We start from the raw sequence: 26,013 nt of genomic DNA on the forward strand, positions 1-26,013 counted from the left end.
ATACATTTGGAATATTGAATACAATATACATTTTAAAATAAATGTCAATTGTTGATCTTGGTAACTTTTTTGCCTAACCATACATATACCGTGGGGACCCTGATGACTACTGACTTTTCGATAAAATTGCCCCCGATTGCCAAGCGCGGAGATACGCTGGCACAGGTCAGCACGCCTGCCTTATTGATAGAGTTGGACGCTTTTGAACACAATATTGCGTGTATGGCAGACATGGCGAGACAGCACGGGGTTGCGCTCAGACCGCATGCCAAGGCCCACAAATCCAGTGTCATTGCCCAAAAGCAGATCGCGGCTGGCGCAATTGGCATCTGCTGCCAAAAACTGAGCGAGGCCTATCCGTTTGTAGCAGCTGGAATTTCTGACATATATATAAGCAATGAATTTGTCGGCCCCGCCAAAGTCGCGATGGCGATTGAGCTGGCGCGGCACGTCAAGTTAAGTTTGTGCGTCGACCATATTGCGCAAATCGAAGCGCTTGGATTGGCCGCCGACGCAGCCGGCGTCGTGATCACGGTATTGGTGGAAGTCGATATCGGGCAGGCGCGCTGCGGCGTCGCGCGAATGGAAGGGCTGGCAACCTTGGTGGACGGCATAGTGCGTCACCCTGCCTTGCGTTTCGGTGGCCTGCAGGCATTCCACGGTGGCATTCAGCATCTGACAACGTGGGATTTGCGCCGCACATCGGCGGCGGCATCTGCAGACAAAGTGGCCACGTATGCGCAGTTCCTCGCTGCACGCGGCATTGCTTGCCCGCTTATCACCGGTGGCGGCACAGGTACTGCAGAGTTTGACGTTGCCAGTGGTGTGTTCACTGAAATCCAGCCCGGCTCTTACATTTTCATGGATGCGCATTATGGTGCCAACGAATGGGCCGGTAATAAGATGCCGCGCCACAGTCTGTTCATTGCAGCAACCATCATGAGTACGGCGAAGAACGACATTGCCGTATGTGATGTCGGTTTGAAAGGGGTTGCAATCGATTCCGGCATGCCGCTGGTAAAGCAAGACGACGAATTGAAATTTATCCGCGCCAACGACGAACACGGTGTACTGAAAATTATCGATAATCCAGACGCAATTGCCCGCGATCGGCTGGGTGAACAAGTGTTACTGATACCCGGTCATTGCGATCCGACCGCCAACCTTTATGACCAATACGTCTGCATCAGAAACGACAGAGTAGAAGATATCTGGGACATAGATGCACGCGGCTTAAGTCAGTAACAAAAACTCATTGGTAACAAATGTCTGCTTGGGGGCGATACAGGAAGGACGCTATCGCCCCAAGCAGACATTTTTAACGTAATGAATTATTAAATACTTCCTCGTTTTCCCAATCCACGGTATTCAATAATGAAGCTGGCAATTGCTTGTCAGCCGCCTCAATACAATAGCTACTCGCAACGCATTTTTACAATCACTACTTAGCATTCGCTTAAACCAAGTCATCATATTGAAAGGCGATGCAGGTAAACTCCATACTCATCATTTTTCAATACCTTCAACAAGGTATTGAATTCATACAGGGGCAATCGTAGTGCGTTGGCAAAACTCTCGTCTTCACTTTATGCATCCATTCTCTCGCCTGATTTCAAAAAGACTCTACGTGCTCTTAGTCGCACTGGGCATCCATGCTCCTGTGGTGCATGCTGGCCGTCCAATGGCGGTAGACGATGCTGCCATCATAAATCCCCAAGGCTGTGAGTTAGAGACATGGGTGCAAAAAAACCAATCTGAAACCCAGTATTGGGCTCTTCCGTCCTGCAATATAAGTGGCAATTTCGAACTGACATTAGGTAGCGTCCGTACCGTTAGCGATCAAGACAAGCAAACCGCCATAGTCATGCAGGGAAAAACGGTAATGAAGAGATTGGACACAAATGGGTGGGGTGCGGGACTGGTGATCGGTAATCAATTCGATAAGGACAAGAGCCCTGCCGGGGACATATATGTCAATGTACCGGTCAGTTTTTCATATATGGACGATTACTTTTTGGTGCACGTCAATTCAGGTTGGCTCCATAAACGCGACAGCGGTCGTGACCTTATGACATGGGGAGTTGGTTCCGAGTTACAAGTGACCGAACGTACTGGTTTCACATCTGAAGTGTATCGGCAAGATGTCGGCAAACCGTATTATCAGCTCGGTATCCGTCATCAACTTATACCGAATCGATTACAAATAGATGCAAGTTATGGCAATCGTTTTAACGGCGGCGATAATCGATTTTTTTCAATTGGAATCGTATTATCGGTTGACGCTCTCATTCCATAAAAACGAGTTAGGTGTCGGGTTCATCGCCTTTAGTATTTCCAGCTTCACTTTCACTGCCCGCTTATGGCCGATTGCGAAAAAAATCAGGAAGTACTGCGAATTTTATTGGCACTTGTTTCAAAAAATTAGATCGAAGGCCTATGCGATAGGGCAACTCAGTCCAAAGGTGGATTGGAGAATGTCACCTTTATTATCTGCCCCCATTCAGGAGAACCAAGATGATCAGCAAAAACACGATTTGTCTCTGGTACGACGGCACCGCGTTAGACGCCGCAAAGTTCTACGCCGAAACGTTCCCTGACAGCACGGTAGGGGCTGTCCATCGCGCACCCGGTGCCTATCCTTCAGGCAAGGAGGGTGATGTTTTGACGGTCGAGTTCACGGTAATGGGCATTCCTTGTCTAGGCTTGAACGGAGGAGCAACATTCAAACACAACGAGGCTTTCTCGTTTCAGGTTGCAACTGACGACCAGGCTGAAACAGATCGCTTGTGGAATGCAATTATCAAAAACGGTGGACAGGAAAGCGCATGCGGCTGGTGCAAGGACAGATGGGGATTATCGTGGCAGATCACACCACGCGTCCTGACGGCCGCGGTCACTAATCCTGATCGCGTTGCGGCCAAGCGCGCGTTCGAAGCCATGATGGAGATGAAAAAGATCGATATCGCTGCAATCGAAGCAGCGCAGCGTGGCTGACACTCTTGACGTCGGCCCGCCCCCTCAATTTGTTTTAAACAACGCTCTCTCGCATATGTCCGCTTCTGACCGTTAGCGGACTGACTGCTTACGACCCGAAACAAACGTTCGAGGCATTCAATCGGAAGCGGATCGGTATCAGCACATTACTTATGTCACCAATAGTTTCAAAATCAATCCGGTAACCGCGCTGACTGCAATGACATGAATCACGTTGCGTTTGTAGCGAACCAACGCGACCGCAGCAACCACTGCCATGAGTGCTGCTACCCAATCGAATACGCCGGTAAATCCTTGCGGCCACAGAACGTGATACGCGAAGAAAACAGCCAGGTTGAGGATTACACCAACTACCGCAGCCGTAATGCCTGTCAAGGGCGCAGTGAATTTCAAATTTCCGTGCGTCGATTCGACTAGTGGCCCACCTGCCAAAATGAAGATAAACGATGGCAAGAAAGTAAACCATGTCACCAGTATTGCTGCCGTGGTACCGGCAACAAATTGCATGTCAGGACCAAATACTGACTGCACGTATGCGCCAACAAATCCGACAAAGGCCACCACCATGATGAGCGGACCGGGATTCGCTTCACCCAAGGCCAGACCATCGATCATTTGAGTTGGCGTCAGCCAGTTGTAGTGTCCAATCGCGCCTTGATAAATGTAAGGCAATACGGCATACGCACCACCAAAAGTCAGCAAGGCAGCCTTCGTAAAAAACCATCCCATTTGCGTCAGGGTGTGGTCCCAACCGAAGCGCAAGGTCAGGAACGCCATCGGTACGCACCACAGCATGCCACCCACCATGAGTATCTTCATCAATCCCGACCAGCGAAATTGCGCGTGTACAGGTGTCGGTGTGTCATCGTCAATCAACGCAGGACCATACGATTTATTTGATTCGCCATGACCGCCGCCCACTGTAAATTTGTGCGGGATATAGCGACCACCGAGATAACCAAGTAAGGCAGCTGTTGCAACGATGATAGGGAATGGCACATTCATCGCAAAGATCGCAACAAATGATGCGGCAGCGATTGCCCACATCAGATTGTTCTTTAATGCGCGTGAGCCGATGCGATGAACTGCATGGACCACAACAGCCGTGATTGCAGGCTTGATGCCGTAAAACAAACCGGCGATCAAAGGCACATGACCGTAAGCAATATAAAGCCAGGACAAGGCGATCAGAAAGAACAAAGACGGCAGTACGAACAGAGCGCCAGCAGCAATGCCGCCTTTGGTTCTATGCATCAACCATCCCATATAAGTCGCGAGTTGCTGGGCCTCGGGACCTGGCAGCAACATGCAATAGTTCAGCGCATGCAGAAACCGTCTCTCGCTGATCCAGCGTCGTTGCTCGACTAGCTCCCTGTGCATCAATGATATTTGCGCTGCCGGTCCGCCGAATCCAATGAATCCGAGTTTGAACCACAGCTTCAGCGCTTGCAGGAACGTTACTTGATCAGGTCGGACATTGTCATCGACGTCTGCCGCCACACTTGTAGAGAGCTTGCTCACGCGGAAATGTCCTGTTCAAAATTGACTATCAAGGCATCAAAAATGCCTGACGCTATGGCTAAAAGTTGATCGTCGTCGCTGACGGATGCGCGTATTCCTGCCAATACCCGCTCGATACCACTGGCTTCCGGCGGTTGTATGCCACCAGCATCAATAAAATGGACGATGCCACCGAGCCTTGCGAGTGCAGGTGATTCCAGCCCAAAGCTGCTTAACATGGTCTCGAACGTGACCTTGCCACCCACATGAGAAAACCTTGCGCCGTCAAAGTCGAATCCCAGGGCTTCGGTCGGACAATCGGCAGGAGAAGCCAGCCATAAAATCTGCGCATCAGGATCGATAAAGCGATGAATCAACCAAGCGCTCGCCAGCCTATCCATCCAGGGCCGTGCACGCGTAGCCCAGGTACGGCCACGATAATCGGCAAGCAACAGACGTGGAATTTCTCCTGCAATGGAATGAGGTTCGTCCGGGGACAGGGTTCGAATGGCAGCGTTTTCCAGTTCCAGCAGCGCAGCGTCAGTCTGCTTTTGTGCTTCACTGGAAAAGAAATCAATGGCGGCCAATTGATCGAATGACTTGCGTAATTTACGTGCCTGCTTAAGCGTGTCGGTGGCAGTATCGTCGCTCAGCTTTGCGCGACTCTGGGCAATCGCCTCCGACAATTCTGCAAACTCCATAGAACGATCAAACAGGCTTGCAAAGACTTCTTGGTCACCACTGGTTTCCAGCAGATATGTCGTGCCGCCGTTCTTGTCGATGTCTTCGGCAATCTCGGACAATGTTGCTTTGCGCTCAGCGTGCTCAGGCAACAGATAAACGCCATCGCGCAAAACAGCAGCGCCGGAGTTTTTTAATGCTCGCCATGCCCTCATGCGCGCAGTGGCGTTCTCGGTGGGCAAAGTCAGGATGAGTAGAATCCATTTCATATGAGTATTTATCGCTACAATTATGTAGCGAACTCTACCATACGTTTTAGAATCTACAGAAAGCCATGCGCAAGGATTGCTCGTGCATGGCGACTTCTACAAAGCGATGAAAGTTGGATTGTCAGCGTCCACTTTTGGCCTTCAGCAGACTGACTGCTTACGCCCCAAAGCGGACGTTGCTGATGATAGAAAACAGATAAGGAAAGCTTTCAACTCAGCTTTTCTCGGACGCTACGAGCAACGTCTTTAAGCCACGGACGTTGCTCATGCCATTTTTCGGCAAAGCTGATAATTTCAGTCTTGTACAGCAGAGACGCGCCGAGCATGTCGAGTCCGTTCAGAATCATTTTGTGATGGCGGTCGCTCAGATGGAATGGAGTGGATACGCGACCGTTGCTGACTTCCAGTTTTTCGATATCTATCGTCAGGTGCACCGGGTCTGTGCCTGCACCATTCATCAGCTGCTCAATTGCTTCATCCGGAATCATGACCAGCAGAAGTCCGTTGTTCATCGCGTTGGAGTAAAAGATTTCACCAAAGCTCGACGCAATGACCGCTTTGATACCGAACTGCTGCATCCCCCATACCGCGTGTTCGCGGCTGGAGCCACAACCAAAGTTGGCACCGCCGACCAGAATCGTAGCGTTCTCGTAGGCGGGAAGATTCAAAATGAAATCCGGACGCGCCTTGCCATCCGGATAAAAACGCAGGTCGTACAGCAAGCCTGCAGCCAAGCCTTGCTTGTCTATCCCGCGCAGAAACTGCTTGGGCATAATCTGATCAGTATCGAGATTGGCCTGCGCCAAAGGTGCTGCGATGCCCTCTATCAAAGTGGTTTTGGTTTTCATAGCATTTCCAGTTTGCGTACATCTGTAATCGTGCCGGTGACGGCGGCGGCGGCGGCCATGGCAGGGCTCATCAGGTGCGTAATTGAGCCGCGACCTTGACGCCCTTCGAAGTTGCGATTGGTGGTTGATGCGCAACGTGTGCCGGGTGCAAGTACATCGTCATTCATGGCCAGGCACATTGAGCAACCGGGCTTGCGCCATTCAAATCCGGCGGCAATCAGCTTGGCGGCTATGCCTTCTTGTTCCGCCTGAATGCGCACTGCCCCCGAACCCGGGACGACCATCGCACGCACGCCGGCCGCAACTTTGCGATCGCCTATCGTTGCAATCACGGCGCGCAGATCTTCAATCCGGCCATTCGTGCATGAACCGATAAACACATGCTTGACCGACAAGCCTTCCAAGGACATGCCGACTTGCAAACCGGTATAACGCAACGCGCGCTCAGTGCTTTCTTTTTCAACGTCATTCTCTTGATCGCACTCGGGGATATGCCCGCTAATCGGGATCGCCTGATCAGGACTCGTTCCCCACGTCACGAATGGCGCGACATCTTCGGCGGCAAAGACATGTTCGACATCAAACGCGGCATTGTCATCGCTGCGCAGAGTTTGCCAATCGGCCAGTGCCGCTTCGCGCCAGGCAGGATTTGTCGCAATGTCAGGACATCGTTGCATGACGTAATCCACTGCGGTCTGGTCAGGTGCAATCAAGCCGCCACGCGCACCCGCCTCCACCGCCATATTGCATAAGGTAAAGCGCGCTTCGATACTCAGAGCATCAATCGCGGCACCACTGAACTCGACTACAAAACCGCGTGCACCTTGTGCACCGATACGACTGATGATCAGCAGCACCAGATCCTTGGCGGTTGTTCCGTTCGGCAGCTTGCCATCGACACGAATGCGCATGTTCTTTGCGAGCCGATAAACCAGAGTCTGAGTTGCCAGCACGTGTTCTACTTCCGTCGTTCCGATACCAAAACCCAGCGCGCCCAATGCGCCGTACGTGGTTGTATGGCTATCACCGCAAATGACAACCATGCCGGGACGAATCATGCCGTGCTCAGGCGCGATCACGTGTTCGATGCCCTGCAGCGCATCGTTCGTATCGAACAGAGGAATCTGGTGCAGGTCGCAATTGCGTTTCAGGTTGCTGGCCTGCAGCGCAGAATCTGTATCGGCGATGATGCGCAGCGGATCCGGAGTGGTCGGAATAATATGGCTCACCGTGGCCACGTTCTGTCCGGGAATCAGAGCGCGCAAGCCGCGCTCGTCGAGCCCTGCAAATGCCTGCGGGCTGGTGTACTCGTTGAGCAAATGCAGATCGGCAAACAGCAGGACGTTGTCGCTGTCGAGTTGCGCTACCGTATGAGTGTCCACCAGTTTTTGGTAAAGCGTGCGTGTCATATTGAATCGACCTTTTAGATTATTCCGCATTGATTATCAGCAATGATTATTCGACAGTGATGCAGCCTTGCTTGACGCGCCTGCACAGATTTTGAGACGTGGCTTCAGGATGTGGCCTTCAGAAATGGCAGCGCCTGCGCCAGCAATGCGTCAGGCGCCTCTTCGGGAATGTAATGACCGCAAGCTAGTGCCTGCCCGCGTACGTCGCTTGCCACGCGATGCCACTCAGCCAAGGTGTCAAAGCAGCGCTGCGCAACGCCTTCGGCACCCCACAGCGCCAACAGTGGCTGGCTCATCTTGTGTCCCGTGTCGCGGTCGGCTTGTTCGTGCACTAAATCGATGGCCGCGGCTGCGCGGTAGTCTTCACACAAACCATGCGCGGCACCAGGCAATGCCATCGCACGCATGTATTCAGCCAACGCGCGCGGATCGAACGGTGCCAGGCCGGCATGACGGCGGCCCATCACATCGCGAATGTAGGCGGCCGGATCAGCTTCAATCAAACGCTCGGGCAAAGGCGCTGCCTGAATCAGGAAGAACCAGTGCCAGTAAGCGCGCGCAAAGGCTTGACTAGTTTGCTCGTACATCGCCAATGTGGGCGCAATGTCCAGCGTTACCAGTCGCGATACAGAAGCTGGGTGATCAACCGCCAATCGATGCGCCACGCGTGCGCCGCGGTCATGCGCCAACACCGCGAATCTTTCGTGCCCCAACGCTTGCATCACGCGCAGCATGTCCAGCGCCATCGTGCGTTTGCTGTAGTTGCCATGGTCGGCGTCGCCTTGCGGCTTGGATGAATCCCCGTAGCCGCGCAAATCAGCCAATACCAATGTGAAGTTGGCAGCCAGAGTCGGCGCGACGCGATGCCAGATTGCGTGCGTTTGCGGATGACCGTGCAGTAATAGCAAAGGCGGACCCTCACCGAATACCCGGGCATGAATCTGCACGCCGACGTCAGTGTCGATTAGCAGGCTGTCGCTGTCGGGAAACAAGGCCTTGGCCGGATTGTGAGGATGCGCAGTGATCGTCATGAATGCTTCTCTTTGCTCGGGGAATGGAGCATATGCAAGGCACCTATTTGAGCGTGGTCATCGTTGATTACAGCAACGGTGAAAATGAGATCTCTCAAATTGGCGCCTTTGATTTATTCGCTGCAGATTATTCCGCAGTGATACCGCGTTCCTTGACGAGCTTGGCCCAGAGTGCCAGTTCTTTTGTCAGCTTCGCCCGCGCTTCAATTGGTGTAGACGTCTCAGGATCGAAACCTTCCTTGATCATTTTTTCTTTCAAGACCGGTCCATTAAGCGCTTTGACCAAACTCGCATTCAATTTATCGATAAGCGGCTTCGGTGTGGCAGCTGGTGCAAAGACGATGAACCACGTTTCAAAGCTGTAACCCGGCACACCTGACTCAGCCAGTGTAGGCACATCCGGCATCAAGGGCGAGCGCTTGGAACCGGTGACGCCGATCGCATTCAGCTTGCCCACTTTGACATGTGGTGCCGCCGCAGACAGAACCGGGAAACACATATCGACCTGGCCGGAAATAGTATCGATCATTGCCGGCCCGCCACCTTTGTATGGGACGTGGGTGACATCAACACCGGCGACAGATTTGAATAATTCTGCCGACATGTGGAAGGTGCTGCCGCTACCTGCCGAGCCGTAGTTGTATTTGCCTGGATTGGCTTTTGCCAGTGCGACGAGATCCTTGGTGGTCTTCGCCGGGAAGTTCGTATTGACGACCAGCACGTGCTGCGAAGTGGCAACTGTGCTGATTTGTGCCAGATCTTTCAAGGTGTCGTAAGGCATCTTCGGAAAGATGGATGGATTGATAGCCAACGATACGGTCTGCAAACCGATCGTGTAGCCGTCCGCGTCGGCCTTTGCCACGGTATCCACGCCGATATTGCCGCCGGCACCCGCCTTGTTCTCAATATAAATGCTGCCGCCGAGAGCCTTGGACCATTCGTCAGAAATACGGCGAGCCACGATATCGGCGCTACCCCCTGGCGCATAAGGCACCACCAGCCTGATCGGACGGTTGGGATAGTTATCTGCATTTGCAAATGAGGCGGTCAGGCCCAATGGAAGTAAGAAAGCCGCAGCTATAAATGTCGAACGTTTCATTTTGTCTCCGATGTATTTTTGTACCAGACCTGATGTTATTCGTAATCACAATCTATATAATTTACTTAAATTTAATTCATTCAGTCGTTTTAGGAACCAATGGACGGCATCTCGGATTTGGCATTTTTTTCCTTGCTGGTCAAACGTGGCAGCCTCGCTGCGGCAGCGCAGGAACTGGGTGTAACGCCCCCGTCTGTGAGCAAACGACTCGCCGGGATAGAAAGTCGTCTGCGTGTACGCTTGCTCAATCGCACCACAAGGCGCATCAGCCTGACACCGGAAGGAGAAATTTATCTGGCGGACGGAGCGCGGCTGGTGGCGGAACTGGAAGCACTCGAACAGCGCATATCCGGCGGCCACATCACAGCCAAAGGCCTGTTGAAAGTCAGCGCCACCTTCGGCTTCGGTCGACGACACATTACTCCTCAGCTTTCTGCCTTTGCACGACTTTATCCTGAAGTGGATGTGCAATTGCACTTGACTGATCGCCCAGTCAATCTTGTTGAACAAGGCATCGATGCCGACATTCGTTTCGGTCAAATACCTGATGCGCGACTGACTGCCCGCAAGATTGCCGACAATCGGCGCTTGGTATGCGCTTCGCCCTCTTATCTAAAAAATCATGGTGTGCCGCTCGTGCCGCGTGACCTGCAAAAACATAATTGCATACTGCTACGTGAGAGCGATGAGATATACGGCAGTTGGCACTTCAGCTCGGGCACCAAACAAGAAACGGTCAAGGTGCGCGGCTCCTTAAGTGCCAATGACGGCGAATGTGCAACTGCCTGGGCACTAGACGGGCAAGGAATTGTGGTGCGCTCGGAATGGGACGTTGCCCCCTATCTCAGATCGGGTCGGCTTAGGGCCGTACTTGAAGACTGGCAGCTGCCGCAGGCTGACATTTATATTGTGTTCCCGACTAAAAATCACTTGTCTGCAAAAACACGTGCCTTAGTCGATTTCATGCTGAAATCATTTGAGAATCAACGAAGAGACCGGACGGATAGGGAAAAGATAATCTGGTAATCGGAGGAGCTTTCCAGATGGCTAACTGATCGCGCGCCCTGTGCATTGAATGACTGCTATGGGCCGATAGCGGCTACCGAGTGATTGGCGAAACCAAGCAAAACAATTGTTTTGCTTAATCTTATGGTTGATAATTGTCGGCATGAACGATACCGCACACCTCCCCCCATTTCCTGATCGACTCTCAGTCGATCCTCGCAGCCCTTACTACAACGCTGCCATATTTGAATACGATGTCGGCATTAAGCTTAACGATAGAGTGCGCACCGAAGTTGAAGAATATTGCATCAGCGAGGGATGGATTAAAGTCCCGGCCGGAAAGGCACTGGATCGCAAGGGCAATCCTTTAATGACTAAAGTAAAAGGCAAGGTCGAACCTTTTTATCGGTAGCGATTACAAGTCCGCTGTTGCCCGACAGCGGACGTAGGAAAATCAAGCCTTGAGACCCTTAAGCAACACCTCGGCAGTTACCTCATTCAAATCCAGGCCACGTTCTTTTGCCAGCGCCTGCAGTTGCTGCACCAGATCACTATTGAGTTTGACCGCAAACGGTATCAAGCCCAGCGCCTGATCGCGCTTGCGCTGTTCGCGCCGGTCTACTACTACCGCACTGTCACCACCAAAACCTGCTCCGCCGGGTGCGGCCATCTTGCCCATCAGCTTCTTGGCGTCGCTCTTTGCCATTCCTGTTTTTTTCATTGTTCATGGCCTTGTTGGTTTAAAGCGGTCATTGTACGCAGTGCGAGCACGCTTACGGATAGATATAAGCGCAAGACCGTTATAAGTTCAGACAGACCTGCTGGCAATTAACCTTTTTTACCGCCAAACACCAACAACAAGCCACCAATCACAATCGCGCCCACGCCAGCCCAAACCGGAATGTTCACTGTTTCTTTTTCCTGTACGGAGAACTGGAGTGGTCCCAGCTTGGCTTCATGTGTTTCCTTGGTATAGCTAAAGCTGCCGTATACCAGGCCAAGTGTTCCTGCCACGATCAGAACGATACCCACGAGTTTGACTGCATTCATTTTTTTTCCTTTTTAGAAATGTCTCCGATGATCCAACATCTGACTCTAAATCTATTTCCCCAACTCCAGTTGAGTAATTGTCCCGCTTGAAGATGCCTACCGACCGCCGGTCACATCAAGCAAACTCCCCGTCGTATAAGACGCCTTGTCCGACAACAGCCATAACACTGCTTGCGCTACTTCATTGGCTTCACCACCGCGCTGCATGGGCACATTGCTCTTGACCCTGTCGACGCGTCCAGGTTCACCACCGCTCGCATGTATTTCTGTATAAATCACGCCAGGTCGTACCGCATTGACGCGTATGCCTTCGGTCGCGACCTCCTTTGCGAGGCCTATCGTCAGCGTATCGATTGCACCTTTGGAGGCAGCGTAATCGACATATTCGCCAGGACCACCAGCACGCGCAGCGACTGACGAGATATTGACGATGGCACCGCCACTGCCACCGTGCAAGGTCGACATACGTTTGACGGCCTCGCGTGCACATAGAAAACTGCCGATGACATTGGTACTGAAAATACGTTGCATGCGCGCCGCATCCATTTGATCGACGCGCATTTGTTTTTCAAGAATACCGGCGTTGTTGACCAATGCAGTCACGGTGCCAAATTTTTGATCGACTGTCTGAAAAAGATTCAGGATGTCGGCTTCTATCGCCATGTCTGCCGCGATGGCGATGGCCTCGCCACCTGCTTGCACGATGCCATCAACTATTGCGTCGGCTGCGGCCTTGTTGTGCAAATAGCTGATGCAAACGGCATAACCATCGATTGCGCCCAGTTTGGCAATCTCTGCACCGATGCCGCGACTGCCGCCGGTGACGATCATCACTTGTTTGCTCATGTGGCCTCCTGATTATTTTTATTCAGTATCGCTGAAGTCACTGCCGACTATGTGCAGCTCCTACATTAAAATACCAGCATGCCCGCTTCCAGCCAACCTCCCCGTCCATCATCGTTGCTGGCCGGCTTCCCGCCTGTCATCGACAGCCAGACAGAAATCCTGTTTCTAGGCAGTTTTCCCGGTGAAGCATCACTGCAGGCACAGCAGTATTACGCACATCCACGCAATCAATTCTGGCGTCTCCTTTCTGCACTAACAGGCGACGATCTGGCCGCCTTGCCGTATGCAGAAAGATTAGTCCGATTGCAGGCGCACCGTATCGGCGTCTGGGATGTGATCGCTGCCTGTGCACGCGAAGGCAGCCTGGATAGCGCGATCCGTGATGCAGAACACAATGATTTCAAAGTATTAAAGGAACAATGTCCGGCATTGCGCCGCATAGGTTTCAACGGCAAGACTTCCGGCAAGCAGGCGACATTATTCGCTGAAGCCGGTTTTGAAACGTTTATCCTGCCCTCGTCGTCGCCCGCCTACGCCGTCATGACATTTGAACAGAAACTGGCCGTCTGGCGCGGTATCATGCTGTAAGTTTAAAAATCTCCCGCCTGAATTCATGCTGATCAAACGTAAATCCATAGAAGCCGACGCCAATCTGAAGAGCGGCCCGGGCAAGAAGTCTTCTGCTTCCGAAAAGTCGAAACCCGCAGCCAAACCACGCAAGGTCAAGTTCGCACCTGTCACTTTGTCCGAACAGTTCGGTATCCGTTACTTGCACTTCGGTACTGAATGGGTGCAAGGTGCGATGCGCATCAGCAAACCCGACTGGATAGAGCTGGAATATGCGCAGCAAATGATGGCGTGGATGCTGTTCAATGAAAAACCTCAACACATCGTGCAACTCGGTCTGGGCACTGGCGCACTGACCAAGTTCAGCTACAAGTGGTTTCGCGAAGCACAAGTCACGGCGGTAGACCTGAATCCTTCCGTGATCACGATCTGCGAAACAATGTTCAAGCTACCGGCAAATGATGAACGCCTCAGCGTAATCGAAATGGATGCGCTGGAATACGTCAACGATCCTGCCAACCTCGGTCGCATCGATGCCTTGCAAGTCGATTTGTACGACGCCACCGCACGCGGTCCCGTGCTGGATACACCAGAGTTTTATCAATCATGTGCGGCTTGCCTGACGCCGGACGGCATCATGACGGTGAATCTGTTTGGCGATCATCCGAGTTACGCGAAGAACCTGAGTGCAATGCACTTTGCATTCGATACCGTGATCTCCTTGCCGGAAGTACATGACGGTAACGTGGTCGCGATTGCCTTCAACTCAAGCCCGACGCTGGATATCGCCGCGCTGTATGAACGCGCCGCGCAGATCACCGCGACAACCAAGCTGCCGGCCAAATCATGGGTAAATGGCATCAAGGCCTGGCAAGCGCAGCAATAAAGCAACGCCTGGTCCATTTCATCATTGTCCGAGGCCTCACTCCACTAATCAGCCGTGTTAACATCGCTTCACTGTTGCATCTAATGGGTCATGGTCATGCCAACTGCCAGCGCTACACCGATAGTCACAAATAAAGCAGCATCCAAGAAACTGGATCTGCAGCAGATTTTTACCTGGTTGCTGGCGGATGGCGTGGTCGCCAAAGACGACGTCAAAACCTTCTACAACCAATCGCAGGCGATCTTTAAAAATGCATCGATCGCGATGCATCCGCTGGTCGCCGTTGCGCAATGCAAGCTGCTGTCCGCCCTCGCACCGCATCGACCGGTCACACTAGACTGGCTTACCGAATGGGTAGCCGGCAAGGTCAAGCTACCCTTCTATCGCATCGATCCCTTGAAGATAGACTTCACCCGCGTCGCCGATGTGATGTCAGCGTCGTATGCGACCCGTTTCCACATTTTGCCGGTAGAGATGACGCCCAGCGAACTGGTGGTGGCAACATCCGAACCATTCTCCACTGAATGGGAAGCGGAAATCGCCAAGATCACGCGTCGCAACGTCAAGCTGGTAATCGCCAATCCGCTGGAAATCGGTCAATACACGACGCAATTTTTTGCACTGGCAAAATCGATCAAGGGCGCGAAGAAACTTAACGGCCAGGACATTGCGCTCCGTAATAACTTCGAACAACTGGTAGAACTCGGCAACAGCAGCAAGCAAGTCGATGCCAACGATCAGCACATCATCAACATCGTCGACTGGTTGTGGCAATACGCATTTGAACAACGCGCATCGGATATCCATCTGGAACCCAAGCGCGACCTGTGCGCGATACGCTTCCGCATTGATGGCGTGCTGCATCAGGTGTATCAAGTGCCGCCCATCGTCATGATCGCGATGACTGCGCGCATCAAGTTGCTGGGCCGGATGGACGTGATTGAAAAACGCCGTCCGCAAGATGGCCGCATCAAGACTCGCACCAACGATGGCCAAGAAATCGAATTGCGTCTGGCCACCATGCCGACTGCCTTTGGCGAAAAACTGGTGATGCGAATTTTTGATCCTGATGTTGTCGTCAAATCTTTGCCCGAGCTTGGCTTTCCGCCTGACGATGCAGAACGTTGGGATAGCCTGACCAGACGGCCGCACGGCATCATTCTAGTAACCGGCCCGACCGGCTCCGGCAAAACCACCACGCTGTACACCACACTGAAAGCACTTGCGACCAGCGAAGTGAATGTCTGTACGGTGGAAGATCCGATTGAAATGGTGGAAGGATCGTTCAATCAAATGCAGGTGCAGCACGGCATCGATCTATCTTTCGCCGACGGCGTGCGCTCGCTGATGCGACAGGATCCAGACATCATCATGATCGGCGAGATCCGCGATCTGGAAACCGCCGAGATGGCCATCCAGGCTGCGCTGACCGGGCATCTGGTGTTATCCACTTTACACACCAACGACGCACCATCTGCCGTGATGCGTCTGCTGGAACTCGGCGTGCCTTACTACCTGCTCGAATCGACACTGATCGGCATCATGGCGCAGCGTTTGACGCGTACGCTGTGCACGCATTGCAAATCGCCGGACGGCGAAATGCTGGACGATGTCTGGCTTAGTCTTAGCGAAGGTTGGGATATTCCGAAACCGCAAGTCATCTATCGACCTGTCGGCTGCCCTGAATGTCGCCAGACCGGTTATCGCGGTCGTACCGGTTTGTATGAATTGCTGACGATCACGCAAACATTCTCAAAAATGATCAAGGCAGAAACCGATATCCATCATTTGAAACAGCAAAGTATTTCTGATGGCATGAAGCCTTTGCGTTTGGCTGGTGCGTTGAAGATCATCGAAGGTGTGACGACGGCGGAAGAAGTCTTGAAGGTCACCGCTGCATTGACATAACTTCAGAGCGATTCGAATAAGCTTAGTGTCTAAACATCTGCCCTTAACAACAAAACGAAAAATATGGCGCAAAGACCTCCTAACCTAACTGAAATTCAGAAAACTAGATTAGCCATACTTGAACCCGCCCTCAAGGCAGCTGTACGCAATGCAGACTATCCTCTCGCTAAAGTTTGTCTAGCCGATATTCAAGCACTACTGCGCACAACCGGACATGAGACACGTCTCATGCAGTCTAAGAATTGGCTATTTGAAGCGGCTTTAAATGCGGGGGAAATATATACAGCTGAACGCGGCTTTAGAGGTGTTATTGAAAAAACATCTCCCAATACAAAGGTTCATCTTGAAGCAACTGCATTTTTAGTAGTTTGTTTACTTCGCCAAAAGAAAATTTCTGAGGCAGAACCTTTAATTAAATCTGTATTAGAAGGAAAAAGTATTCGGACTCAAGTTACTCGTCGAGAATTTATCCGATGCGTCACAGAACGTTATCAACTAGAAGGATATATTTCTGCAATTCAGAATTTAGGCGATGACGTTTTAAATTCGAATGAAATCGACGAAAAAGCAATAGAAGCAATTACGAATAAAACTGAAGAAGAGTTGTATCAAGAAATTGGTAATGCCTTACCGAAGGAAGTTATTGATTTCGTTTTTCGCGTCGACAGCGCATCGAGAAAACAATTAACTATGGTTGAAGTACTTTATCTTCCTTCTCCTATGCAACAAGCAAAAAAAACAGAACAAGGAAAAAGCTTTTTTATATCCTTAAAATTGGTCCTTTGGAAATCACTATGCGATCCCCAAAGTGAGATATATAAGGCTTGGTATACGCAGGGTGTATCGCAAGTTTTTAGCAAAAAGTATTATGCCGTCGTAGTTACAGGAGCTTTGCTTGATATGGGATTCGCGATTAAAGCTATTGCGATTCCTGCAACGGCTCTACTCATGAAGCTAGGTCTTGAAGTCTATTGTGACCGTTATAAACCAAGTGAAATACTTGGGAGCAAAAACAATGGCTAATCATTGGACATTAATACCGTCAGCAAAAATATCCATATCTACTGAGCGAAATCGGAAAAAAATCGTCCATAGTTGGCTCGCACTTTTTTTCATCATGCAGTTTGCATTAGCAAATGCTCAAACTCCAGAGAAAGTCGTCGATATCCCGACCAGAGCCAGCACGACGCAACGCATGCTCGTACTGACTCCAGCTGCACCCAAGGCAACCGTCATTTTGCTGGCAGGTGGGCATGGCGGTTTGCAAATATCATCGGATGGAGCCATCCATTGGGGCAGAGATAATTTTCTGGTTCGCGCCAGACAACTATTTGCCGATCAAGGTTTGCGGGTTGTACTCGTCGATGCGCCCTCAGATCGCCTGTCCCCTCCCTTCTTGAGGGGTTTCCGCCAAACACCGGAACACCTGGCCGATATCAAGGCCGTCATTGCCTGGGTACGAGGACAGAGCAAGACACCTGTCTGGCTGGTCGGTACCAGCCGCGGCACACAATCGGCCGCCTTTGTCGCGACACAGCTGCAAGCACCAGAAGGGCCGGATGGATTGGCGCTCAGCTCCAGCATTCTGGTCGATAGCGAAGGTCCGTCCCTACTCTCCATGCCCATGGACACACTGCGGATTCCCGTACTTGTCGTTCATCATGAGCAAGATGGTTGCAGGCTTTGCGCCTTCAGTCTTACTTCCAATCTGATGGATAAACTGCGCGACGCACCGAAGAAGCAATTGATTTCTTTTACAGGCGGTGAAGATGTGGGCGATGCATGTAATGCACGTGCGCATCACGGATTCAATGGTCTCGACAAGGATGTAGTCGGAAAGATGTCGGACTGGATGCTCGCCAACTGATATACCGTTTAAAAACGATATGTATACTCAGCAAAATCCAAATACATTGTTATAGTTAAAGCCCGCATGCAGAACGCGACCGTTTAACGCAGTACATTTCCCCCGGAGAACATCATGAGCAAAGCACAAGACAGTAAAAAAGCAGTGAAAAAAGAACCTTTGAAGAGCCCGAAGGAAAAGAAAGAAGCGAAGAAATTGAAGAAAGAAGAATCGAAGCGTCAATAACTCTTCAGGTTTGATCTCAGCCATCAGCACGCTTATAGCGTGCTGATTTCAATTCAAGGTTTGAATTCCTGCTTTTGCAAAACACGCTGTGAACTTATAGCAACGGAAAACCAACCGTGATTTTCAGTCCGGGAGAAGCAGCATTTCCGTCATCGGCATCCGACAGTGCAATATCCCCACCATGTGACAAGGAGATATCGCGCACGATAGACAAACCCAAACCGGCACCGCCAAGATTTTGTTGCTGCGCCAGCGGCGAACGATAAAAAGCCGAAAAAACCCGCTCTCTATCTTCTTTTGGAATACCTATACCGCTGTCTTCCACTTCCAATATCGCGCGTTGTAAAACCGCATCCCGGCGCACGCGCAAAATGACTCTGCCATTCATCGTCGTGTAATGAATGGCGTTATCCACCAGATTACTAATCAACTCGTGCAGTAACAGTGCATGTCCCTTGATCATGACTTCTTCGGATGCATCGAATGACAAATCGATTTGTTTTCTGACTGCTGCAGGCGCATGTTCCATGCCAACTTGACGCGTTATATTCGTGAGCGAAACCGGCTCGATATCACTCTCTTTCGCACCATGCTCGGCGCGCGCCAGTGTCAGCAAGCGATTGGCCAGATGTGCGGTGGATTCGGTAGTACCGGCAATACTTTCAACAATTTCGCGCATATCCTGACAGCCACGCACATCGTTCGGATTGCGTTCAAGTTGACGCAGTGCCAATTCCGCCTGTGTTTTGAGCACCGTCAATGGCGTACGCAATTGATGCGAAGCATCTGCGATAAAACGACGCTGCCATGTAATCAGCGCCTGCAAATGTCCCATGTAACCGTTCATTGCAGCCACCAGAGGACGCACTTCCTTGTGCACGCGATCAGCGTCAAAATCTGCCAGATCTGCAGGTGAACGCGCTTCCACTTCCGCTTTCAACTGCATCAACGGGCGCAATACCAAACGCACCGCAAACCATACCAGCAAGGCTGCCACCATCACCAGCAAACCTTGACGCCATAAAGTGCTGAAGAGAATTTGTCGCGTCAGATTGCTGCGCGCATCCATGGTTTCACCAACCTGAATCAAGGCAATACCGCGCATGGAATCATCGTAGACAGGTTGATACAAGGCAGCGATACGTACTGCCTGATTCTGATAAGTAGCGTGATAAAAGTGCACCAGCGCCGGATAGATTTCCGAACGTGGGACGTCTGTCGGCAGTTCCGGCAAATCTTCATAACCGGAGACAAATTCGCCATGCGTGCCGGTTACCTTGTAGTAAATTCGCCCCAGCGTATCGGTTTCAAAACTATCCAAAGCCACATACGGCACATCGGCCACCACCTTGCCGTCGACCACTGAAACCCGTTCAGCCAAGGCCCGCGTCGAAGCCAGCAAAGCGCGGTCATACGCCAGATCGGCCACGTCCAGCGCATTGCGATAAACCGAAAAAGCATCCAGCGCCACCACCAGCAATAGAGGGGCCAAAATCCAGCGCAATAACTGGCCACGCAAACTGCCCAGGGATTTGATAGGCTTGATGGCTGCGCTTGAAGTCATTTCTTGCCAGCGACCTCTAGCAAATAACCCAAACCGCGCAAGGTTGTGATGGCGACTGCGCCATCACTCTGGTGTTGTAATTTTTTCCGCAATCGGTGGATATAGATCTCGATCGCATCAGGATTGGCGTCGTCAACCAGTGCAAATACCTCGTCGAACAATTTTTCCTTGGATACTGCACGCCCGGCACGACTGATCAAAACCTCCAGCACAGCATGTTCACGCGGCGTCAATGCCAATGCCGCATCGCAATAACTGAACATGCGCGATACCGTATCGAAGCTGAGTGCACCACAACTATAAATAGGTGCTTCGCCACCTTGGGCGCGACGTAACAATGCCTTGACGCGTGCCTCCAACTCAACCAGCTCGAATGGTTTCGCCAGATAATCATCCGCACCAAGATTCAAACCCTGCACTCTGTCCTGCAAACCACCGCGTGCCGTCAGGATCAATACCGGCGTTTTGCTGCCGCGTGCGCGCAGACGCTTCAATACCTCCAAACCATCCATCTTGGGCAAGGTCAAATCGAGTATCACCAGGGCATATTGCTGGGTATGCAGCAAACTGTCGGCGTCAGCACCGTTCATCGCGCACTCGACCGACCAATGTGCATCTTGCAGCGCCTTGGTCAACCAGCGCGATAACTCAACATGATCTTCAATCAGTAAAATTCGCATGGCCTTGTACGCAAAGGAGAAGAAAATATAAGCTGCCAATACTCACATAGAAAATCGCTGTTGGCAAAATTCACATGAAAGGAAATTGAAAGATTCGAGCCGTTATGATGAAAAAAACCAGCAATACATTTGCATTAACTGGCCAGCTCGCTCTTGCCGGATGCATAATCAGCCCGCTTGAATTTTCTGTAAAGAAATTTATACAGGCTGAACATATAAATAAAACAAAATCGCTCGAAAGAAATAGAGTGATTACATAGAGGATGGGCAGGAGACAATGACTTCCCCAATCACATTGATTTGTGCACTCAGTGCATGCATCACATTCAGCGCTTACGCGGCACCGGTGCAATGTATCGCGCCGGCCAAGCCAGGCGGCGGCATGTCTGTGACTTGCAAGCTGATTCAGCAAGGCTTGCAGGCACAACACTCCCCTGCCGACAAAAATATTGAGGTCAAGATCAGCTATTTGCCAGGTGGCATAGGCGCGGTCGCCTGGAACTCGATCGTCACTCAACGTCGTGCCGAAGCCGATACGCTGGTCGCATTCTCCGGCGGCTCCCTGGTGAACCTGGCACAAGGTAAATACGGCCGTGCCGATGTCAATGATGTGCGCTGGGTTGCAGCGATAGGCGTCGACTACGGCATGATCGCAGTGCGCAACGACTCTCCATACAAAACTCTGCGCGACTTGATAGAAGTGCTCAAGCAGCAACCATCGAAACTCACCATAGGCACGGCTGGTACAGTCGGCAGTCAGGACTGGCTCAAGGTCACGTTACTGGCCAAGCAAAGCAAGATCGATCCTAAAAGCTTGCGCTTCGTTGCACTGGAAGGCGGCGGTGATGCATTCACCGCCTTGCGTGCCGGTCACGTACAAGTGATTTCCGGCGATGCTTCCGAAGCCACGCTGCACACCATGGATGGCGAGATTCGCGTCCTTGCCGTGTTATCCGACAAACGCCTGCCCGGTGCCTTGTCCAATGTGCCAACTGCGATCGAACAAGGTGTAGACCTTACCTGGCCGATCATACGCGGCTTCTACATGGGACCGCAGGTCAGCGACGCAGCTTATCGACGCTGGGTTCATACCTTCGATCAAATGATGGCCACTCCTGAATTCGACCGATTACGCACTGCCAATGGCTTGTATCCATTGGCAATCACCGGCGACCAATTGACCAAGTACATTCATAAAACCGTCGAAGACTACCGTAAGCAATCCGATCAACTTGGCTTGATCAGATAAGCCTGGCCCGCCGAATTATTCGGCAAAAAAATTCCGTGAAGCGCACAAGGCGACAAATCCATTTGGACTTGTCCTGGGTTCCCTGCGCCTTATTGAATAACTTAATCCACTAGGAGACGAAGCAAATGTTGATCAAAAAACCTATAGCAATCGCACTGACAGCACTCTCATTGAGCTTCACATTCAATGCATGGTCGCAAGTTCCGACAGGCTACTCCGCCGACTACGCCAAGATCGTTGACGGTGCCAAGAAGGAAGGCAAGCTGGTGATCTACAGCGCCACCGACTCCAAGGCTGTGGAACCGCTACTCAAGGATTTCGGCACGATCTATCCAGCCATCAAAATTGAATTCAACGACATGAATTCGACCGAAGTTTATAACCGCTTTATTTCGGAAGCGGCTGCCGGCGGTGCCACTGCCGACGTGTTGTGGTCATCCGCGATGGACTTGCAATTCAAACTGGTCAGCGAAGGCTACGGCGCGACTTACAAATCACAGGAAGCTGCTGCCATCCCTGCCTGGGCCAACTACAAGGACAGCGCTTACGGCACAACTTTCGAACCGCTGGCTATCGTCTACAACAAGCGACTGGTCAGCGCAGATGAAGTGCCGTCTACCCATGCCGATCTGCTCAAATTACTGCACACCAAGGCAGACAAATTCCGCAACAAGGTCACCAGCTACGATATTGAAAAATCAGGCGTCGGCTTCTTGTTCATTACCGAAGATACACAAATCAATCCGCAATTCTGGGATCTGGCCAAGGCTTTTGGTGATGTCGGCCTGCGCGTCCAATCCTCGACCGGCACCATGCTGGAACGGATTTCATCCGGCGAAAATCTGATCGGCTACAACGTGATCGGCTCCTACGCGCAAGCACGCGCAGCCAAAGATCCATCAATCGGCGTTGCCTTCACCAAGGATTACAACCTGGTGTTGTCGCGTGTGGTGTTCATCAACAAGTCGGCGAAGAACATGAATGCGTCCAAGTTGTGGATCGACTATCTGTTGTCCAAACGTGGCCAAACCATCATCGCAAATGAATCGCAACTGTATTCATTGCGCTCCGATGTCACCGGCACTTCAACACTGGCAAGTCTGACGACACAACTCGGCAGCGCACTCAAACCGATTGCGATTACACCGGCCTTGTTGCAATACCTGGATCAAACAAAACGCCTGGCATTTCTGAAGCAATGGAAAGAAGCCGCAGGCAAGAAGTAATTCATCTGTAACTAGCAAGGTGGAAAGCATCCTGCATTCCACCTTGCTTTCGAGATGACTGCAGAGCTTAAGGCTATATCCGCCCTGCGATTCAACACAGCTTATGCAAGGTATTTCTATCTATGACTTCTATTACTTCTCCCCAGCCGCTACCCAGCCGCTCCTGGCTGTCGCGCCTTAACTGGCCGCGTGGACTGGTCGTTACGCTGGCAGCGATTGCCATCTTTCTGCCGCTGACACTGATTTTTTATCAGAGTTTTTTATCCGCGCCATTTTTTGCGCCTGTCAAAACACTGAGCCTGGAACCGTATCGCTTCATCTTCGATGATCCCGATTTTCGTCAGGCTTTCATTAACGGTCTGTTGCTGGCCAGTGGACTCGCATTGATTGCCGTACCACTGGGCAGCATGCTGGCTTTTCTGATGGTGCGTACCGATCTGCCTGGTCGCAACTGGATTGCTCCTCTCTTGCTGGTGCCGATTTTTGTATCGCCTATGGTGATCGCCTTCGGCTATGTGGTGTCGATGGGACCTGTCGGTTTCTACACCGTGTGGATGCAAGACATGTTGCGTCTGATCGGCATAGAAGCAACGCCATGGAATGTGTACGCCTTCCCCAGCATCGTCATCATCGCCGGCCTGACCCACGTACCGCACGTTTATCTGTACGCCTCAGCCGCGCTCAAGAGTTTAGGCGCTGATGTCGAAGAAGCTGCACGCGTGGCTGGCGCTTCGCCTTTGCAGGTTGCGTTGCATGTCTCGCTGCCGATGATCATGCCGGCGCTGGCGTATGCCGGCGTGCTGGTGTTCTTCCTCGGCTTTGAAGTATTCGGTCTGGTACTGGTGCTGGGTGATCCGGAAGGCCATCTGGTCTTGCCGACTTATCTGTACAAGCTGACCAATAAACTCGGCACACCCTCCTATCATTTAATGGCGGCAGTTGCAGTGTGTCTGGTTGCGGTGACGCTGCCGCTGGTCATGCTGCAACGCTGGTTGCTGCGCTCAGCCAACAAGTATGTGTCGATCAAAGGCAAAGGCTCGCGTCAGAAAGCACTGCCTCTCGGAAAATGGAAATGGCTGGCCTTCAGCCTGATCGCCGCCTGGTTGATTTTCACGATTGTGATTCCATTGTCCGGCATCACCTTGCGTGCCTTTGTTTCGCACTGGGGTTATGGCGTATCACTGATCGATGCCTTCACCTTCCAGCATTTCCGCGATATCTGGGAACAACCGTCGCTGGTACGCGGCATCCTCAACACCATCATGATCGGCGTTATCGGCGGCGCGCTTGCAGTAGCTTGCTACTGCTGTATCGCACTGGCGATGCATCGCAAATCGGACGGCATCACTCGCTTCCTCGATTACAGCGTGCTGATTCCACGCGCCATACCAGGCTTGCTGGCTGGCTTGTCCTTCCTATGGGTGTTCCTGTTCGTACCCTCCTTCCTCGATAGCTTGCTGAAGGGGCATGACAACTTCATCGCACTGTGGATGGTGGAACACGTCATTCCGCAGTTGCGTGAATTGCGTTCCACTATTTTTTCAGTGTGGCTGGCGTACTCGGTGGTGTGGCTGGCTTACGGCTTGCGCCTGATCACCACAGCCTTGTTGCAGGTTGGTCCGGAACTGGAAGAAGCCGCACGTGCGGTAGGCGCACGTCGTTCGCAAGTAACGCGCGACGTCACCTTGCCACTGGTGCGCTACGGCGTACTCGGCGCCTGGCTGATGGTGTTCCTGATTTTCGAACGTGAATATTCGACCGGCGTTTATCTGCTATCGCCCGGCACCGAAGTCATAGGCGCACTGATCGTCTCGCTGTGGGCTTCCGGCTCCGTCGATCTGGTCGCCACTCTCTCCTTCATCAACATCACGCTGGTGGCCATCGGCCTCGGCATCGCACTGCGCTTCGGCGTCAAGTTGCACGACTAATCAGGAAATCATCATGAGCGAATTAAGTGTCAATGAATTGCATCTCGACTACGGCACCGGTGCCAGCGCCAACCAGATTCTCAAAGGTGTGTCGATGGAACTGCAACGCGGCGAAGTAGTCGCCTTGCTGGGACCGTCCGGCAGCGGCAAGACAACCTTGCTGCGCGCAGTAGCAGGTCTGGAATCACCGAAATCCGGCGGCATACAAATCGGCGAACGCAGCGTGTTCGACGGCAGCCGCAAACTGGAAATCCCGGCAGAAGAACGCAATCTGGGTCTGGTCTTCCAATCCTATGCGCTGTGGCCACACAAGACTGTTTCCGACAACGTTGGTTACGGTTTGAAGTTACGCAAGATGAGCAGTAGCGACATTGCCGAACGCGTCAAGACTGTATTGAACCAGCTCGGCCTCGGCCATCTGGGCGAGCGCTTTCCGCATCAACTGTCTGGCGGTCAGCAACAACGTGTCGCCATCGCCCGTGCGCTAGTTTATAACCCGCCAGTCATTCTGCTGGACGAACCGCTATCGAATCTGGATGCCAAGTTGCGCGAAGAAGCGCGTGCCTTCTTGCGTGAACTGATTGTGCGACTCGGTTTGTCGGCACTGATGGTGACACATGATCAAGCCGAAGCAATGGCAATCTCGGATCGCATTCTCTTGCTCAACAACGGCAAGATCGAACAGCAAGGCACGCCGCAAAGCATGTATGAAACGCCGAACACCTTGTTCACGGCGGAATTCATGGGTAGCAATAACCGCTTGCCGGCCAAGATACTGCAACGCGACGGCGAGCATGCAGTGTTGCAAATCGCAGGCGGCAATGTCAAGGCAACGCTGCGCGGACAAGGCAGCAACACCAACGATGCCACCGCCATTATCCGCGTCGAGCAAATCAACATTTCCGATACGGCTATCGACAACGCGATCAAGTTACCGCTTTCAACCTGCATGTATCTGGGTGATCGCTGGGAATGCGTCTTCCGTAATGCAAACGAGAACGGCAGCGACGGCACCGTTCTACGCGCCTATGCAAAACAACGGCTGGCACCTGGGGAATATTGGCTGCAACTGCCGCAACACGCGCTATGGGCCTTCCAGGCTGCCTAGTCACAGATTTCTGCGTCATGAAAAGGAGGCTTGCATCAGTAACACATAGCAGCGTAGTCGTACCGCACAACCA

25 protein-coding genes are annotated in these 26,013 nt (G+C 52.0%); 14 read left to right on the forward strand and 11 right to left on the reverse strand.

The features are described 5' to 3' along the window. The first annotated feature begins 102 nt into the window (after positions 1-102). The 3 genes from Hfont_RS13765 to Hfont_RS13775 all read left to right on the forward strand — a co-directional run bounded on the left by Hfont_RS13765 (position 103) and on the right by Hfont_RS13775 (position 2,994). Positions 103-1,245 carry a DSD1 family PLP-dependent enzyme gene (locus Hfont_RS13765; protein WP_112993001.1) on the forward strand — a complete coding sequence of 381 codons (1,143 nt, stop codon included), beginning with the start codon at positions 103-105 and terminating at the stop codon, positions 1,243-1,245. Between the two features lie 313 nt (positions 1,246-1,558). Beyond that, a complete protein-coding gene (locus Hfont_RS13770; protein WP_133467281.1) occupies positions 1,559-2,296 on the forward strand; it encodes a hypothetical protein in 738 nt (245 codons plus the stop codon). A 218-nt stretch (positions 2,297-2,514) separates the two neighbouring features. After that, positions 2,515-2,994 carry a VOC family protein gene (locus Hfont_RS13775; protein ID WP_112993003.1) on the forward strand — a complete coding sequence of 160 codons (480 nt, stop codon included), beginning with the start codon at positions 2,515-2,517 and terminating at the stop codon, positions 2,992-2,994. A 150-nt stretch (positions 2,995-3,144) separates the two neighbouring features. Here the strand turns inward: Hfont_RS13775 and chrA are convergent, their stop codons facing one another. The 6 genes from chrA to Hfont_RS13805 all read right to left on the reverse strand — a co-directional run bounded on the left by chrA (position 3,145) and on the right by Hfont_RS13805 (position 9,831). Continuing rightward, positions 3,145-4,515, reverse strand: coding sequence for a chromate efflux transporter (gene chrA, locus Hfont_RS13780; protein WP_241523129.1), 1,371 nt, complete (start codon positions 4,513-4,515; stop codon positions 3,145-3,147). Then, positions 4,512-5,444, reverse strand: coding sequence for a chromate resistance protein ChrB domain-containing protein (locus Hfont_RS13785; RefSeq protein WP_112993005.1), 933 nt, complete (start codon positions 5,442-5,444; stop codon positions 4,512-4,514). Before Hfont_RS13785 ends, chrA begins: the two co-directional genes overlap by 4 nt. 209 nt (positions 5,445-5,653) lie before the next feature. Next, complete coding sequence (gene leuD, locus Hfont_RS13790; protein ID WP_112993006.1) at positions 5,654-6,292, reverse strand: 3-isopropylmalate dehydratase small subunit; 639 nt, start codon at positions 6,290-6,292, stop codon at positions 5,654-5,656. Next, complete coding sequence (leuC, locus tag Hfont_RS13795; RefSeq protein WP_112993007.1) at positions 6,289-7,701, reverse strand: 3-isopropylmalate dehydratase large subunit; 1,413 nt, start codon at positions 7,699-7,701, stop codon at positions 6,289-6,291. The genes leuD and leuC overlap by 4 nt, the downstream gene beginning before the upstream one ends. 104 nt (positions 7,702-7,805) lie before the next feature. Next, positions 7,806-8,732, reverse strand: coding sequence for an alpha/beta fold hydrolase (locus Hfont_RS13800; protein WP_241523130.1), 927 nt, complete (start codon positions 8,730-8,732; stop codon positions 7,806-7,808). Positions 8,733-8,859: 127 nt separating this feature from the next. After that, positions 8,860-9,831, reverse strand: a complete 972-nt coding sequence (locus tag Hfont_RS13805) for a tripartite tricarboxylate transporter substrate binding protein (protein WP_112993008.1) — start codon at positions 9,829-9,831, stop codon at positions 8,860-8,862. 99 nt (positions 9,832-9,930) lie between these two features. On the opposite strand from Hfont_RS13805, the gene Hfont_RS13810 reads away from it, so the two are divergent. Then, positions 9,931-10,857 carry a LysR family transcriptional regulator gene (locus Hfont_RS13810; protein WP_112993009.1) on the forward strand — a complete coding sequence of 309 codons (927 nt, stop codon included), beginning with the start codon at positions 9,931-9,933 and terminating at the stop codon, positions 10,855-10,857. Positions 10,858-10,999: 142 nt separating this feature from the next. Further along, complete coding sequence (locus Hfont_RS13815) at positions 11,000-11,248, forward strand: DUF3297 family protein (protein ID WP_112993010.1); 249 nt, start codon at positions 11,000-11,002, stop codon at positions 11,246-11,248. A gap of 42 nt (positions 11,249-11,290) precedes the next feature. Here Hfont_RS13815 and Hfont_RS13820 read toward each other — a convergent pair whose 3' ends face one another. The 3 genes from Hfont_RS13820 to Hfont_RS13830 form a co-directional block, all read right to left on the reverse strand. Further along, positions 11,291-11,557 carry a hypothetical protein gene (locus tag Hfont_RS13820; protein ID WP_112993011.1) on the reverse strand — a complete coding sequence of 89 codons (267 nt, stop codon included), beginning with the start codon at positions 11,555-11,557 and terminating at the stop codon, positions 11,291-11,293. Positions 11,558-11,664: 107 nt separating this feature from the next. Further along, complete coding sequence (locus Hfont_RS13825) at positions 11,665-11,886, reverse strand: hypothetical protein (RefSeq protein ID WP_112993012.1); 222 nt, start codon at positions 11,884-11,886, stop codon at positions 11,665-11,667. 96 nt (positions 11,887-11,982) lie between these two features. Beyond that, complete coding sequence (locus Hfont_RS13830; protein WP_112993013.1) at positions 11,983-12,732, reverse strand: SDR family oxidoreductase; 750 nt, start codon at positions 12,730-12,732, stop codon at positions 11,983-11,985. Positions 12,733-12,810: 78 nt separating this feature from the next. On the opposite strand from Hfont_RS13830, the gene Hfont_RS13835 reads away from it, so the two are divergent. The 5 genes from Hfont_RS13835 (at position 12,811) to Hfont_RS13855 (ending at position 17,960) form a co-directional block, all read left to right on the forward strand. Then, positions 12,811-13,320, forward strand: coding sequence for a DNA-deoxyinosine glycosylase (locus Hfont_RS13835; RefSeq protein WP_112993014.1), 510 nt, complete (start codon positions 12,811-12,813; stop codon positions 13,318-13,320). Positions 13,321-13,345: 25 nt separating this feature from the next. Continuing rightward, entirely contained in the window at positions 13,346-14,185 is an 840-nt protein-coding gene (locus Hfont_RS13840; protein WP_112993015.1) for a spermine/spermidine synthase domain-containing protein, read from the forward strand. A 96-nt stretch (positions 14,186-14,281) separates the two neighbouring features. Continuing rightward, on the forward strand, positions 14,282-16,093 hold the full coding sequence (tfpB, locus tag Hfont_RS13845) for a type IV pilus assembly ATPase TfpB (protein WP_112993163.1): 1,812 nt from the start codon (positions 14,282-14,284) through the stop codon (positions 16,091-16,093). A 63-nt stretch (positions 16,094-16,156) separates the two neighbouring features. Then, complete coding sequence (locus Hfont_RS13850; protein ID WP_112993016.1) at positions 16,157-17,116, forward strand: hypothetical protein; 960 nt, start codon at positions 16,157-16,159, stop codon at positions 17,114-17,116. A gap of 94 nt (positions 17,117-17,210) precedes the next feature. Then, complete coding sequence (locus tag Hfont_RS13855) at positions 17,211-17,960, forward strand: alpha/beta hydrolase (protein ID WP_112993017.1); 750 nt, start codon at positions 17,211-17,213, stop codon at positions 17,958-17,960. A gap of 319 nt (positions 17,961-18,279) precedes the next feature. Here Hfont_RS13855 and Hfont_RS13860 read toward each other — a convergent pair whose 3' ends face one another. After that, the gene (locus tag Hfont_RS13860) at positions 18,280-19,749 is read right to left on the reverse strand and encodes a sensor histidine kinase (protein WP_112993018.1); all 1,470 of its coding nucleotides are present in this window, start codon (positions 19,747-19,749) and stop codon (positions 18,280-18,282) included. Next, positions 19,746-20,429, reverse strand: coding sequence for a response regulator (locus Hfont_RS13865; RefSeq protein WP_112993019.1), 684 nt, complete (start codon positions 20,427-20,429; stop codon positions 19,746-19,748). Before Hfont_RS13865 ends, Hfont_RS13860 begins: the two co-directional genes overlap by 4 nt. Positions 20,430-20,706: 277 nt before the next feature. Here Hfont_RS13865 and Hfont_RS13870 point away from each other — a divergent pair, with 277 nt between their 5' ends. The 4 genes from Hfont_RS13870 to Hfont_RS13885 all read left to right on the forward strand — a co-directional run bounded on the left by Hfont_RS13870 (position 20,707) and on the right by Hfont_RS13885 (position 25,940). Further along, positions 20,707-21,678 (forward strand): Bug family tripartite tricarboxylate transporter substrate binding protein, encoded by a 972-nt coding sequence (locus tag Hfont_RS13870; protein WP_112993020.1) that lies wholly within the window; start codon positions 20,707-20,709, stop codon positions 21,676-21,678. A 125-nt stretch (positions 21,679-21,803) separates the two neighbouring features. Further along, on the forward strand, positions 21,804-22,904 hold the full coding sequence (locus tag Hfont_RS13875; RefSeq protein ID WP_112993021.1) for an ABC transporter substrate-binding protein: 1,101 nt from the start codon (positions 21,804-21,806) through the stop codon (positions 22,902-22,904). A 122-nt stretch (positions 22,905-23,026) separates the two neighbouring features. Next, the gene (locus Hfont_RS13880; RefSeq protein ID WP_112993022.1) at positions 23,027-24,832 is read left to right on the forward strand and encodes an ABC transporter permease; all 1,806 of its coding nucleotides are present in this window, start codon (positions 23,027-23,029) and stop codon (positions 24,830-24,832) included. Positions 24,833-24,845: 13 nt separating this feature from the next. Further along, entirely contained in the window at positions 24,846-25,940 is a 1,095-nt protein-coding gene (locus tag Hfont_RS13885) for an ABC transporter ATP-binding protein (RefSeq protein ID WP_112993023.1), read from the forward strand. Positions 25,941-26,013 lie beyond the last annotated feature (73 nt).

Source organism: Herminiimonas fonticola (genome assembly GCF_003293745.1).
In the GTDB taxonomy this organism is placed as follows: domain Bacteria; phylum Pseudomonadota; class Gammaproteobacteria; order Burkholderiales; family Burkholderiaceae_D; genus Oxalicibacterium; species Oxalicibacterium fonticola.